The organism is Kocuria rhizophila DC2201 (genome assembly GCF_000010285.1).
Classification (GTDB): Bacteria; Actinomycetota; Actinomycetes; order Actinomycetales; family Micrococcaceae; genus Kocuria; species Kocuria rhizophila_A.
Genome location: NC_010617.1, coordinates 413,340 through 426,392, shown reverse-complemented (window position 1 = coordinate 426,392; position 13,053 = coordinate 413,340). Strand labels below are relative to the sequence as shown.

12 protein-coding genes and 1 tRNA gene are annotated in these 13,053 nt (G+C 70.6%); 6 read left to right on the top strand and 7 right to left on the bottom strand.

The genetic code is table 11. The features are described from left to right. Window positions 1-49: 49 nt before the first annotated feature. The 6 genes from mnhG to KRH_RS01840 are packed head-to-tail and all read right to left on the bottom strand — an operon-like array spanning window position 50 to window position 6,574. Window positions 50-412, bottom strand: coding sequence for a monovalent cation/H(+) antiporter subunit G (gene mnhG, locus KRH_RS01865; protein ID WP_012397460.1), 363 nt, complete (start codon window positions 410-412; stop codon window positions 50-52). Next, window positions 409-678, bottom strand: a complete 270-nt coding sequence (locus KRH_RS01860; protein ID WP_012397459.1) for a monovalent cation/H+ antiporter complex subunit F — start codon at window positions 676-678, stop codon at window positions 409-411. Before KRH_RS01860 ends, mnhG begins: the two co-directional genes overlap by 4 nt. Beyond that, the gene (locus KRH_RS01855) at window positions 675-1,322 is read right to left on the bottom strand and encodes a Na+/H+ antiporter subunit E (protein WP_012397458.1); all 648 of its coding nucleotides are present in this window, start codon (window positions 1,320-1,322) and stop codon (window positions 675-677) included. Before KRH_RS01855 ends, KRH_RS01860 begins: the two co-directional genes overlap by 4 nt. Next, window positions 1,319-2,956 (bottom strand): Na+/H+ antiporter subunit D, encoded by a 1,638-nt coding sequence (locus tag KRH_RS01850; RefSeq protein ID WP_012397457.1) that lies wholly within the window; start codon window positions 2,954-2,956, stop codon window positions 1,319-1,321. Before KRH_RS01850 ends, KRH_RS01855 begins: the two co-directional genes overlap by 4 nt. Continuing rightward, a complete protein-coding gene (locus KRH_RS01845) occupies window positions 2,946-3,476 on the bottom strand; it encodes a Na(+)/H(+) antiporter subunit C (protein WP_012397456.1) in 531 nt (176 codons plus the stop codon). Before KRH_RS01845 ends, KRH_RS01850 begins: the two co-directional genes overlap by 11 nt. Then, entirely contained in the window at window positions 3,473-6,574 is a 3,102-nt protein-coding gene (locus KRH_RS01840) for a Na+/H+ antiporter subunit A (protein ID WP_012397455.1), read from the bottom strand. The genes KRH_RS01845 and KRH_RS01840 overlap by 4 nt, the downstream gene beginning before the upstream one ends. 215 nt (window positions 6,575-6,789) lie before the next feature. Between KRH_RS01840 and KRH_RS01835 the strand changes: the two genes are divergently transcribed. Beyond that, entirely contained in the window at window positions 6,790-8,211 is a 1,422-nt protein-coding gene (locus KRH_RS01835) for an MFS transporter (RefSeq protein WP_226905776.1), read from the top strand. 6 nt (window positions 8,212-8,217) lie between these two features. On the opposite strand, the gene dcd is transcribed toward KRH_RS01835, so the two are convergent. After that, window positions 8,218-8,796, bottom strand: a complete 579-nt coding sequence (gene dcd / locus KRH_RS01830; protein ID WP_012397453.1) for a dCTP deaminase — start codon at window positions 8,794-8,796, stop codon at window positions 8,218-8,220. A 252-nt stretch (window positions 8,797-9,048) separates the two neighbouring features. Here dcd and KRH_RS01825 point away from each other — a divergent pair. The 5 genes from KRH_RS01825 (at window position 9,049) to KRH_RS01805 (ending at window position 13,051) form a co-directional block, all read left to right on the top strand. Then, window positions 9,049-9,122 (top strand) — tRNA-Gly (locus KRH_RS01825). 123 nt (window positions 9,123-9,245) lie between these two features. Then, window positions 9,246-9,698, top strand: coding sequence for an aspartate 1-decarboxylase (gene panD, locus KRH_RS01820; RefSeq protein ID WP_012397452.1), 453 nt, complete (start codon window positions 9,246-9,248; stop codon window positions 9,696-9,698). A 22-nt stretch (window positions 9,699-9,720) separates the two neighbouring features. Next, entirely contained in the window at window positions 9,721-10,641 is a 921-nt protein-coding gene (locus tag KRH_RS01815; protein ID WP_012397451.1) for an AEC family transporter, read from the top strand. Window positions 10,642-10,769: 128 nt separating this feature from the next. Then, complete coding sequence (locus KRH_RS01810) at window positions 10,770-12,086, top strand: extracellular solute-binding protein (RefSeq protein WP_012397450.1); 1,317 nt, start codon at window positions 10,770-10,772, stop codon at window positions 12,084-12,086. After that, window positions 12,083-13,051 (top strand): carbohydrate ABC transporter permease, encoded by a 969-nt coding sequence (locus tag KRH_RS01805; protein WP_012397449.1) that lies wholly within the window; start codon window positions 12,083-12,085, stop codon window positions 13,049-13,051. The genes KRH_RS01810 and KRH_RS01805 overlap by 4 nt, the downstream gene beginning before the upstream one ends. Window positions 13,052-13,053 lie beyond the last annotated feature (2 nt).

Genomic DNA, 13,053 nt, shown 5'->3' with positions numbered 1-13,053 from the left:
GGCGCGTGTCCGGGGACACCGCTGCGGGGGAGGCGCCCTGGTGGCGCCGTCAGCCGGACTCCTCGCCCGCGCGCGCCACCACGTCCCGCAGCTCGTCCTCCACGAGGTTCTCCTCGTGCAGGTGCTTGGAGCGGTAGGCCGCACGGCCCACCATGTGCGCGGAGACCGGGACCGTGAGCAGCTGGAAGATCCACGCGAGCAGCAGCAGCGGGATCATGCGCGGCTCGCCGCTCTCCAGGGCGACCGCCGTGAGCAGCAGCAGCAGCCCGAAGACCTGCGGCTTGGTGCCCGCGTGCATGCGCGAGAGCAGGTCCGGGAAGCGCAGCAGGCCCACGGCCGCGGCGAGGGACATGAACGTCCCCACCACCAGGCAGATCACGGCGGCCACGTCCACCACGGTGTGCCAGCTCATGAGCGGTCCAGCCCCACGTTGCGGGCCACTGTGACCGAGCCGAGGAAGCCCACCAGGGAGACGATCACCAGCAGCACGATGTTGTCCGTGTGGTGGTGGTAGACCATGTCCACCGCCAGGGCGGCGCCCACGATCGCGAGCAGCACGTCGGTGGCGATCACCCGGTCCAGCAGGGACGGCCCCTTGGCCAGCCGGTAGATGGTTCCGGCCGCCGCGAGCGCGAGGAGCACCCCGCACACCCACACGGCCACGTCGAACATGGTCATGATCGCTCCTGTCCCGGCCCGCGCTCGGCCTCGTCCATATCTTCGGTCGGGGACTCCACGGCACCCGTGGCCTCCGTGCGGTCCGGATCCCCCTTCACGGGCAGCAGCGCGAGGTCCTCGCGGGAGCCCATGATCCGGATCCACGCGGCCTCCGCGTCCAGCACGGAGCGTTTGAAGGCCTCCGCCTGCTCCGCGGTGGCGATGTCCAGCACGTGGAAGTAGAGGATCCCGTTGCCGCGGTCCACCTCCACCACCAGCGAGCCGGGGATCAGTGCCATGGTGTGGCCCACGGCCGTCATCAGGAGGTCGTTGTTCTGCCGCAGCGCCACGCCCAGCACCGCGTTGTGCACGCGGGGGCCCTGGGTCAGCGCCACCCGGAACACGTGGATGCTCGCCCGGGCCACCTGCCAGATGAAGGTCACCACGAACAGCACGAAGTGCACCACGCTGAAGCGCCCGGACAGTCGCACGGGCGGCAGCACCAGGGTGCGCGTGACCAGCAGGGCCAGCAGCAGCCCGAACACCAGGTTCCCGGGGCTCCAGTCGCCCCACAGGGCACCCCACACCACCACGAGCCACAGGATGAGGGGCAGCTCGGCCCGCAGGGAGTTGCGGGACTGCCGACGGATCGCGGACGTGCTCACTGGCCCTCCTCGCTCACGCCGCCGTCACCCATGGGTGCCAGTACGGCGTTGGTGTAGCGCTGCGGGCTCACCAGGTTGTCCGCCGCACTGCCCGCGAGGTCGAACAGGGGTCCGGCGAACACGGTCAGGGCCACACCCACCGCCACGAGCGCCGTGGTGGCGCCCACCATGGTCTTGGGCAGCAGCACCACGGGGGCGGAGTCCGAGAACCTGCTCGCCGGGTTGCCTGCGACCACGCGGGACGTGCGCGGACGGTGGCCCTGCGCGGTGGTGGCCCGCAGCACGGGATCGGGGTACTCGGCGTCGTCCACCCGGCGCAGGAACACTCGGTTCCACACCCGGACGAGGGCCATGAGCGTGAGCAGCGAGACGAACACGGACACGCCCACCAGCAGGTAGTCCAGCCAGGTTCCGCTCTGCACGCCGGCCTCGATCAGACCCACCTTCCCCAGGAAGCCTGAGAACGGCGGGATCCCGCCCAGGTTCAGCGCCGGGACCAGGTACAGCACGCCCAGCATGGGGGAGATCCGCAGCAGCCCGGCCAGCCGGTCCACGTTGGTGGACCCGCCGCGGCGCTCGATCAGCCCCGCCACCAGGAACAGGCTGGTCTGGATCACGATGTGGTGGGCGATGTAGTACACCACGGCCGCGAGGGCCTGCGGGGTGCCCACCGCGATGCCGAAGATCATGTACCCGATGTGGCTGATCAGCGTGAAGGAGAGCATGCGCTTGATGTCGATCTGGGCGAGGGCGCCCAGGATGCCCACCAGCATGGTCAGCAGGGCCACCCACATCAGGAGGTCGTTGATCTGGCGCCCCGGGAACAGCAGGGTCTCCGTGCGGATGATCGAGTAGACACCCACCTTGGTGAGCAGGCCCGCGAACACCGCGGTGACCGGCGCCGAGGCCGTGGGGTAGGAGTCGGGCAGCCAGAAAGACAGCGGGAAGATCGCCGCCTTGACCCCGAACGCGATCAGCAGCATGAGGTGCAGCTGCATCTGCGTGCCCTGCGGCAGGTCCGCGAGCTTGAGGGAGAGGTCCGCCATGTTCACGGTGCCCGTGGCCCCGTAGATCATCCCCAGGGAGATCAGGAACAGGATCGAGGAGATCACCGAGACCACCACGTACGTGACCCCGGCCCGGATGCGCTGCGCGGTGCCGCCCATGGTGAGCAGCACGTACGAGGCCGTCAGCAGGATCTCGAAGCCCACGTAGAGGTTGAACAGGTCCCCGGCGAGGAACGCGTTGGAGACCCCCGCCACGAGCAGCAGGAACGTGGGGTAGAAGATCGAGATGGGGCCCTCGTCGTCCCCGCTGGCCACGCCCTCGCTCACTGCGTACACGAGCACCGCGAGGGAGACGACCACCGAGACCACGAGCATCAGCGCGGAGAGCTGGTCCACGACCATCACGATCCCGTACGGGGCCGCCCAGCCGCCCAGGTGCACGGCCTGCGGGCCCTGGTTCCACACGTCCGCGAGCATCAGGCAGTTGAGGACCAGCGTCAAGGCCATGGTGCCCACGGTCACCGTGCGCTGGAGCTTGTTGCGGTGCACGATCACGAAGTTCAGGGCCGCGCCCACGAACGGGATGAGGACCGCGAGCGGTGCCAGCTGCGCCAGATCAGTGCTCATGCGGATCCCTCCTGTCGTCCTGCTGCAGCCGCTCCACCCGGTGGTGGCCCGGGGACTCCGTGGCCTCGTCCTCGTTGTGCCGGGCCGGCGAGTAGCGCGGGTCCCCGTGGTTGAACTCGGAGGTGTCCTGCGGCATGGCGTCGTCGTCCTCGGCGTCGTAGGAGGACTGCTGCGCCACGCGGCGGTCCTCGAGGTCGTCCTGGATCTCGTCCCGGCGCGCCAGGATCCACGAGCGCCAGATCATGGACAGCAGGAAGGCCGTGGTGGCCAGCGAGATCACGATGGACGTGAGCACGAGCGCCTGCGGCAGCGGGTCCGAGTACTCGGAGGGGTCCAGCCCGGACTCGTAGAGGGGCGCCGCCCCCGGGGCGCCGCTCGTGTGCAGGATCAGCAGGTTTGCCCCGTTGGTCAGCAGCATCAGCCCCAGCAGCACGCGGGTCAGGGAACGCTCCAGCAGCAGGTACACGCCCACGGCGAAGAGCACCCCCATGACCACCAGCAGGGTCACGTTGACCGTCATGGCCGCACCTCCGAGGTCTCGTCGCCGGAGGCCATGGAGCCGGCCGGCAGGTCCGGGCTCTCGGAGCGGGTGGCGGACATGGCCGATCCCTTGCGCGTGAGGCGGATGCGGGAGCCGCGACCGCTGCGCTGGGTGCTCGCCTCGAGGGCGGCGCGCTCGATGCGCTCGTCGATGCGCCCGCCGAGGGAGCGCAGGATGTCCAGCACCAGGCCCACGACGATCAGGTAGACGCCCACGTCGAAGACCAGCGCGGTCACGAACTTCACGTGGCCGAACAGGGGCATGTCCCACTCGAAGGTGTAGCTCTCCATCACCGCTCCCCCGAAGAACAGCGGGCTCAGCGCGTAGAAGGAGGCCAGCGCCAGACCGGCACCGAGCATCCAGCCGGCGTTGACCAGGGTGGCGCGCTCCAGCTCGTAGCGCCCGCCTGCGAGGTAGCGCAGGGCCAGGGCCAGGGAGGCCATCAGACCGCCCGCGAAGCCGCCGCCGGGATCGTTGTGGCCCGCGATGAGCAGGTACAGGGAGACCAGCATGAAGGTGTGGAACAGCAGCCGTGCGACCACCTCGAAGATGATCGAGCGGCGCTCCGGGGCCAGGGTGCGCCCGGCGAGCAGGAACGGGTCCGCGTCCGGGCGTGAGGAGAACCGCCGGGCCACCTCGATCTCCCGGGTCACGCCCTGCTGGGAGTGCGCCGCCGAGTCCGCGCCGCGCAGCGCCCGGAGGCGGCGGGTGTCCAGCTGGTGGCGCTCGCTGCGCAGCCGGTCCCCGCGGCCCTTGACGAAGATCAGGGATGCGATGCCCGTGGCGGCCACGGTGAGCACGGAGATCTCGCCCATGGTGTCCCACGCGCGGATGTCCACGAGGATCACATTGACCACGTTCTGGCCGTGGCCCAGTTCGTATGCCATGGACGGCATGTCCAGGGAGATCCGCTCGGCGCTGCGCGAGGAGATGGAGAACACCGCGAGCGCCGTCATGAACAGCCCGAACACCACCGCGAACACCGCGCGGAGCACCCGGCGCCCGGCACGGCGCCGGTTCCAGAGGGGCCCGGGCAGGGAGCGCAGCGCCAGCACGAAGGCCACGAGGGAGATGGTCTCCACGAGCATCTGCGTGAGGGCGAGGTCCGGGGCGCCGTGCAGCGCGAAGGTCAGTGCCAGCCCGTATCCGGTCACGGACACCAGCAGCACGGCCAGGAACCGTTTGCCCGCGGTGAGCACGAGCAGCGCGGCCACCACCATGGCGATCCCGGTGACCACCTGCGCGGGCGAGTCCGCCAGCCGGAAGCCGGCCAGCGGCGGGGTCTCGAACCAGAACAGCGCCACGAGCGGCACCACGATGGCCGTCACGAGGATCACGGAGAGGTAGAACATCAGCGAACCACGCTGGGTGCGCCCGGTGAGCCACACGGCCACGATGTCCAGCACGTTGATGATCCGGCGGTACACGTAGTCGCCGGTGGGCAGCTCGGGGAGGCGGCGCTGGAAGCGGGCCACGGGTCCGCGCAGGGCGTGCAGTGCGAGGCCCGCGGCGATGATGCCCGCGGAGATCCCGAGCGCCGGGGTCAGCCCGTGCCACAGCTCGAGGTGCACGTGGGACTCGTCCGCGTGCGGGAACAGCCGCTGGTAGGGGGCGATCCCGGCCTCGAGGGGTGCCGGGAGCACGCCGAGCACCACGGTGGCCACGGCCAGCACGATGGGTGCCATGAGGAAGGCCCAGGACGCCGGGGTGAACTCGCTGATCACCGACTGGCCGTCCGGGGCGGCGTCGAGATCCGAGAACTCGGCCGACTTGCGGGCGAAGCCGCCCCACAGGAAGCGCGCGCTGTAGGCCACGGTGAGCACCGAGCCCAGCACCGCGCAGACCAGCGCGATCAGGCCCACGGGTTCGGAGACCTCCTCGAAGAAGGCCGTGAGCACGGCCTCCTTGGCCACGAAGCCCAGCAGCGGGGGGATGCCCGCCATGGAGGCCGCACCGATCACGGAGACCACGAACAGCTTGGGCGCCATGCGCCCCACCCCGGAGAGCCGGCGGATGTCGCGGGTGCCCGCCTGGTGGTCGATCACGCCCACGCTGAGGAACAGCGTGGCCTTGAACAGCCCGTGGGCCATGACCATGCCCATCCCGGCCATGGCCGTGTCCGCGGTGCCGAAGGCCACCACGGCGGTGATGAAGCCGAGCTGGCTCACGGTGCCGTAGGCGAGGATCAGTTTGAGGTCGTACTGGCGCAGCGCCACCCAGCCGCCGAAGACCATGGTGCCGAGGCCCAGGGTGAGCGTCACGGGCAGCCAGAACTGCGTCTCGGCGAAGCCCGGAGCCAGCCGCGCCACCAGGTAGATCCCGGCCTTGACCATGGCCGCCGCGTGCAGGTAGGCGGAGACCGGGGTGGGCGCCGCCATGGCCGCGGGCAGCCAAAAGTGCGTGGGGAACAGCGCGGACTTGGTGACCACCCCGGCCAGGACGAGCACCACGGCCACGTCCACCGGGGTAGAGCCCATCAGCTGGGGGGCCGCGGCGAGCACCCCGGAGATCCGGAACGTGCCGGCCGCGGTGCCGAGCATCACCAGGCCCACGAGCATGGCCAGTCCGCCCGCGGTGGTGATGATCAGGGCCTGCAGCGCGGCCCGGCGCGCTGCCAGCTTGGTGCGCGAGTACGAGATCAGCAGGAAGGAGAGCACCGAGGTGATCTCCCAGAACACGAACAGCACCATGAGGTCGTCCGCCGTGACCAGGCCGAACATCGCGCCGGCGAACGCCACCAGCTGGGCCGCGAAGGATCCGATGTCCTGCGCGTCCGCCTTGAAGTAGCGCGCGCAGTAGGCCAGCACCAGGGCCCCCACCCCGAGCACCAGCACGCACATCATGTACGCGAGCGCGTCCATGCGGAACGCCAGGCTGATCCCCAGCTGGGGGATCCAGCCGAAGGAGGTGGACCACCCGTCCTCGGGTCCGTACACGCGTGCCGTCTGCGAGAGCAGCCATGCGAAGCCCGCGAGCGGGGCCAGGGCCACGACGTAGAAGCCGGAGCGTCCGGTGCGCTTGAGGATCGACGGTGCGCACAGGGCCATCAGCCCGTGGAGGAGCAGCACCGGGATCATGGAACCCTACCTTTCGGGCCGCAGAGCACTCACGCGCACCCCCGGGAAGGGCACAGTGGCAGTCGAGGGGAAGTCGTGGACTGACGAGACCCCATCGTAACAAAACGGACTGTTGACGCGTCCCCGACAGGACGGCCCCGCGGGAGCCCCGCACCACACTGCACCGCGCCGACTCCCGGACCGTGTGACCGGCGCCGCACCGTAGGGTGAACCCCATGACCGGTCAGCACGCGCACGCGTTAGCACGCCCCCCACGCAGCACGGACCCCTCCCCCGAGGGCGGCTCGCGCGCCCGGGTGCTGATGTGGTGCCTGTGGGACACGGGCACCTCCGCGTACAACTCCGTGATGCTCACGTTCGTCTTCACGGTGTACCTCACCAGCTCGGCGTTCGGCTCCGCGGAGTACACCTCCACCGTGCTGAGCGTGGCCATGACCGTGGCCGGTTTCGCCATCGCACTGACCGCCCCGATCGTGGGCCAGCGCAGCGACACCCCCCGCTCCCGGGCCTCGTTCCTCACGGTCAACACCGCGGTGCTCGTCGCGTGCACGGCACTGTGCTTCTTCGCCCGCCCAGAGCCCGGCTACCTCTACCTGGGCGTGGGCCTGGTGGCCGCCGGCAGCGTGGCGCAGGAGTTCGCCACCGTGAGCTACAACGCCATGCTGCCCGCCCTGGCCGGACCCGCGCGCATGGGCAAGGTCTCCGGGTGGGGCTGGGGCGCGGGCTACGTGGGTGGGATCTTCGCGCTCGCGTTCGTGCTGTTCGGCTTCGTGACGCCCGGCTTCCTGGGCATCCCCACGGACGACGCCCTGAACTACCGCGCCGTGGCCCTGTTCAGCGCCGCCTGGATCCTGGTCCTCTGCCTGCCCATGAGCCTCGCGGCCCGCTCCATGCCGTTCCGGGCGCACGACGGCGCCGTGCACGGCCCCTCCCCCGCCGCGACTCCCACGCTGGGCGGGCTCGCGGGCCCCGACGTCCCGGTGTCCCCGCCCGCCACGCGGCGGCGCGGGATCATCGGCCCCTACCGGGAGCTCTTCGCCACGGTCGCCGGGCTGTGGCGGGTGTCCCGGGCCACCGTGTTCTTCCTACTCTCCTCCGCGGTCTACCGGGACGGGCTCGCCGGGGTCTTCACGTTCGGCGGGGTGCTCGCGGCCGGCTCGTTCGACTTCTCCCTCACCGAGGTCATCCTCTTCGCGGTCGCCGCCAACCTCATTGCCGCCCTCGGTGCGTTCGTGGGCGGTTCGCTCGACGACGCACTGGGGCCCCGGCGGGTCATCGTGGGTTCCCTCGTGGGCGTGATGGCCGCGGGGGTCGTGCTGCTGTTCTGGCACGGCAAGCCCGCGTTCTGGGTGTGCGGGCTAGCACTGTGCCTGTTCGTGGGACCGGCGCAGGCGGCGTCGCGCACGTACCTGGGGCGGCTCATCCCCCCGGGGCGCGACGGCGAGATCTACGGGCTCTACGCCACCACCGGGCGCGCGGTGAGCTTCATGGCCCCCGGGCTGTTCGGGATCTTCGTGTCCCTGCTGGGCGCGCAGATCTACGGGATCCTGGGCATCCTGGTGGTCGTGGCGGTGGGGCTCGCGCTGCTGCTGCTCACGCCCAGGCCGCCCGAGGGGTTCACCACCGCGCAGGTGTGAGCGCGGCTACTCGATGACCGTGCGGTGGAAGTTCAGGTGGCTGCGCGAGGCCGTGGGGCCGCGCTGGCCCTGGTACCGGTTGCCGTACGCGCCGCTGCCGTAGGGGTGCTCGGTGGGCGAGGAGAGCTGGAAGAAGCACAGCTGGCCCACCTTGGAGCCCGGCCACAGCTTGATGGGCAGGGTGGCCATGTTGGACAGCTCCAGCGTCACGTGCCCCGAGAACCCCGGGTCGATGAACCCGGCGGTCGAGTGGGTGAGCAGCCCCAGGCGTCCGAGCGAGGACTTGCCCTCGAGCCGGGCGGCGATGTCGTCGGGCAGCGTGACCTTCTCGTACGTGGCACCCAGCACGAACTCCCCCGGGTGCAGCACGAACGGCTCGTCCGGGGCCACCTCCACCAGGCGGGTCAGCTCGGGCTGCTCCTGCTCGGGGTCGATGTGCGCGTACTTGTGGTTGTCGAACAGCCGGAACCAGCGGTCCAGGCGCACGTCCACGCTCGCGGGCTGGACCATGGCGGGATCGCTGGGCTCGAGGCGCACGCGCCCGGAGTCCAGGTGACGGCGGATGTCGCGGTCTGAGATGAGCACGCTCCCACGGTAGTCCACGGGTGCCGCCGACAGCCCGGTCCCCGCACCGCCCCCGGGTGTCCGCGGGATGCGCGGCCGCGTGCCGCGACTGGCACTGTGGGGCAGGGAGGCGAGGAAGGTCGCGCGGGGAGCGGGCCGGCGTCGTGCGGGGGGGGGGTTGCGGCGTCGTGCCGCCACGCGCGCGGCGAACGTGTTGTACAGTGGTGGGCGTTCGATCGGGAACGTCGGCTGGTCCGGCACCCGAGGAACCGCGCGGCTGTAGCTCAATGGTAGAGCGCACGCTTCCCAAGCCTGATACGCGGGTTCGATTCCCGTCAGCCGCTCCACGACGACCACCCCGGGCACCCACTGCGGACCCGGGGTGTTTGCGTGCCGGCCCCCGGGCCGCCGGACGGACCCCGCCCGGCACCCCGCGCGGGACCGGTCCCCTCTTCACCCCAGGAGCACCCATGCTGCGCACCATGTTCACCGGCAAGATCCACCGGGCCACCGTCACGCAGGCGGACCTGCACTACGTGGGCTCCGTGACCGTGGACCAGGACCTGCTCGACGCCGCCGGGATCCTCCCCGGTGAGCTCGTGGCCGTCGTGGACGTCACCAACGGCGCCCGGCTCGAGACCTACACGATCGCCGGTGAGCGCGGCAGCGGTGTGCTGGGCATCAACGGCGCCGCCGCGCACCTGGTGCACCCCGGGGACCTCGTGATCCTGATTGCCTACGGCCTCATGGACACCGCGGAGGCGCAGACGTACGAGCCCCGCGTGGTGCACGTGGACGAGCGCAACAGGATCGTGGCCCTCGGCTCGGACCCGGCGGACGCCGTGGTCGGGGACGTGGTGCGCCCGCCGCACGCCCGAGAGCACGGCCGCGCCCGGGAGGACGCCGCCACCACCCGCGCGTGAGGCGCGGCACGGGAGCCGCGGCGTGAGCGGCGTCGCCTCCGGGTTCTTCATCGTGTGGGCCGTGATCGGGCTCGGCTGGGTGATCGGGCGGCTCGGCGTGCTGGGCGAGAACGGCCAGCAGGTGCTCTCCCGGCTCGCGTTCTACGTGGCCTCCCCTCCGCTGCTGTTCACCACGCTCGCCCAGGCCGACGTCCGCCACGTGTTCTCGGCGCCGCTGCTCGTGGCGGCGGGCTCCGCGTGGCTCACGATGCTCGGCTACGGGCTGGTCTCCCGCTTCGCGCTGCACCGGGACGCCGCCACCGTGGTCATGGGCTCGCAGGCCGCGGGGCAGGTGAACTCCGCCAACCTGGGGATCCCCATCGCCCTGTTCGTGCTGGGGGACGCCTCCCAGGTGGCGCCCGTGATGCTGTTCCAGCTGGCGCTCAACAGCCCCCTGTACCTCACGGCCATGGACACGATCACGGGTGGTCGGCGCCCCACGGTGGGTTCCGTGCTGCGCACCGTGGTGAGCAATCCGCTGATCGTGGGCTCCGCCCTGGGCATCGCGGCCTCGGCCACGGGCGTGACGCCGCCCGAGCTGGTGATGGAGCCCGTGCGGATCGTCGCGGGGGCCGCCGTGCCCGCCATGCTGCTCGCGTTCGGGATCTCCCTGGTGGGTGCCCGGCCGCTGTCCGCGCCCGGTGCGCGCGCGGACACGCTGCTCGCCACGGGTGCCAAGGTGCTGCTGCACCCCGCCCTCGCCTGGGGCCTGGCCCTGTCCCTGGGACTGACCGGCCCGACCCTGTACGCGGCCGTGGTCATGGCGGCCCTGCCCACGGCCCAGAACCTGTACGTGGCGGCCGTGCGCTACGACCGCGCCACCACCGTGTGCCGGGACACCGTGCTGCTCACCACGGTGGTCTCTATGCTCGCGATGGCAGGCATCGCGGCTTTCCTCTCCTGACGTCGAGTCACACGGGCGAAGTGAGCCACGCCACCCGTAGACTGTGCAAATGCTGAACCGGCTGGGATCCCCGCGGGGCCGCCGGGCAGATCCGCTCAGCACTCGCGCTCGCCAGGGGAGGAACCACAGTGAAGCCCACCCACCACTCACGCAGGGCCGGGACACCGCGTGCCGTCCGCAGCGCCGCGGCCGCCGCAGCCGCGTCCGTCATGCTGCTCACGGGGTGCAGCGGCGGGGAATCCGGACCGCCCACGCTCACCTGGTACATCAACCCCGACGACGGCGGCCAGGCCGTCATCGCGCAGGACTGCTCCGAGGCCTCGGGCGGCAAGTACACCATCCAGACCTCCCTGCTGCCGCGCGACGCCTCCTCGCAGCGTGAACAGCTCGCGCGCCGTCTCGCCGCCGGGGACTCCTCGATGGACATCATGAGCCTGGACCCGCCCTTCGTGGCCGAGCTCGCCGAGCCGGGGTTCCTGGCCAAGCCGCCGCAGGACGTTGCCAAGGCCACCACCCAGGACACCCTGGAGGGTCCGCTCAAGGGCGCCACATGGAACGGCGAGCTCGTGGCCGTCCCTTTCTGGGCCAACACCCAGCTGCTGTGGTACCGCGAGTCCGTGGCCAAGGCCGCGGGGCTGGACATGTCCAAGCCCGTCACGTGGGACCAGATCATCGGGGCCGCCCGTTCCCAGGACAAGTACCTGGGCGTGCAGGGCATCCGCGGTGAGTCCATGTCCGTGTGGGTCAACGGTCTCGTGGAGTCCAACGGCGGGCACATCGTGACCGACGGCCAGGAGGGTCAGGACGCCCGCGTGAGGCTGGACTCCGAGGCCGGGAAGAAGGCCGCGGACATCATCGGGACCATCGGCCGTGAGGGCCTGGGCGGGCCGGGCCTGGCCACCCAGGACGAGAACGCCTCCATGATCCAGTTCCAGGGAGACAAGGGCTCCTTCATGGTCAACTACCCCTTCATCTACTCCGCCTCCAAGGGCGCGGTGGAGGAGGGCTCCCTGGACCAGTCCGTGGTGGACGACATCAAGTGGACCACGTGGCCGCGCGTCAACGCGGACACCACCGCCGCCGCCCCGCTGGGCGGAATCAACCTGGGCGTGGGTGCCAACTCGCAGCACCAGGACCTCGCGTGGCAGGCCGTGCAGTGCATCGTCTCCACCGAGCACCAGGCGCAGTACTTCGCCACCAACGGCAACCCGCCCTCGTCCGCCAAGGCGTTCGACGACCCCGCCGCTCGGAAGGCGTTCCCCATGGCGGACACCATCCGCAAGTCCCTGGACGACGCCAAGCCGCGCGCCCAGACCCCGTACTACAACGAGATCTCCACGGCCATCCAGCAGCACTGGACCCCGCCGAGCGAGGTCACCGAGGACACCCCTCGTGAGACCACCGAGTTCATCCAGGAAGTCCTGAAGGGAGATGCGCTGCTGTGAGCACAACCGTCGACTCTCGCGCTCGCGACGCCGCGCCCGGGAAGCCCCGCAAGAAGGCGCAGCTCTCGGACCGTGCCCGCTCCGAGCGGAAGCTGGGGTGGCTGCTCGCCGGCCCGGCCTTCGTGATCATGCTCCTGGTGACCCTGTACCCCATCGTGCAGGCCCTCTGGGACTCGCTGTTCTCGTTCCGCCTGACCGCCCCCGGGGACAAGGAGTTCGTGTTCCTGGGCAACTACGCCACGGTCCTCTCGGACAGCCTCTTCTGGCGGGACCTCGGCGTGACCCTGCTGATCACGGTGGTCACCGTGCTCGTGGAGCTCGTGCTGGGCCTCGCGCTCGCCCTGGTGATGCACAGCGCCGTCAAGGCCACCCGCGGGCTGCTGCGCACCGCCATCCTGGTCCCCTACGGCATCATCACCGTGGTCTCGGCGTTCGCGTGGTTCTACGCGTTCGACATCACCACGGGCTACGTGAACAACTGGCTCTCGTGGCTGCCCGTGATCGGCCCGGACTTCAACTGGTTCGCCTCCGCGGGCCCGTCCCTGACCGTGATCATGGCGTCCGAGATCTGGAAGACCACGCCGTTCATCTCGCTGCTGCTGCTCTCCGGCCTGGCCCAGGTTCCCGGTGAGCTCTCCGAGGCGGCCCGCGTGGACGGCGCGTCCTCGTGGCAGCGCCTCGTGCGGGTGGTCCTGCCGAACATGAAGGCCGCCATCATGGTGGCCGTGGTGTTCCGCGCGCTGGACGCCTTCCGCATCTTCGACAACGTCTTCATCATGACCCAGGGACAGTACGGCACCGAGACGCTCTCGCTGCTCGCGTACCGCACGTCCATCGGTCGTCTGGAAATCGGCCTGGGTTCGGCCATCTCGGTGATCCTTTTCATCTGCGTGATGCTCATCGCGCTCGTGGCGATCAAGATCTTCAAGGTGGACCTCACCGGTGGCTCTGGGAAGGGGAAGTGACC

What these genes read in the sequence shown, in the direction of transcription:
- mnhG (WP_012397460.1), bottom strand. Translation starts at nt 412, where the DNA reads ATGAGCTGGCACACCGTGGTGGACGTGGCCGCCGTGATCTGCCTGGTG.
- KRH_RS01860 (WP_012397459.1), bottom strand. Translation starts at nt 678, where the DNA reads ATGACCATGTTCGACGTGGCCGTGTGGGTGTGCGGGGTGCTCCTCGCG.
- KRH_RS01850 (WP_012397457.1), bottom strand. Translation starts at nt 2,956, where the DNA reads ATGAGCACTGATCTGGCGCAGCTGGCACCGCTCGCGGTCCTCATCCCG.
- KRH_RS01845 (WP_012397456.1), bottom strand. Translation starts at nt 3,476, where the DNA reads ATGACGGTCAACGTGACCCTGCTGGTGGTCATGGGGGTGCTCTTCGCC.
- KRH_RS01840 (WP_012397455.1), bottom strand. Translation starts at nt 6,574, where the DNA reads ATGATCCCGGTGCTGCTCCTCCACGGGCTGATGGCCCTGTGCGCACCG.
- KRH_RS01835 (WP_226905776.1), top strand. Translation starts at nt 6,790, where the DNA reads ATGACCGGTCAGCACGCGCACGCGTTAGCACGCCCCCCACGCAGCACG.
- panD (WP_012397452.1), top strand. Translation starts at nt 9,246, where the DNA reads ATGCTGCGCACCATGTTCACCGGCAAGATCCACCGGGCCACCGTCACG.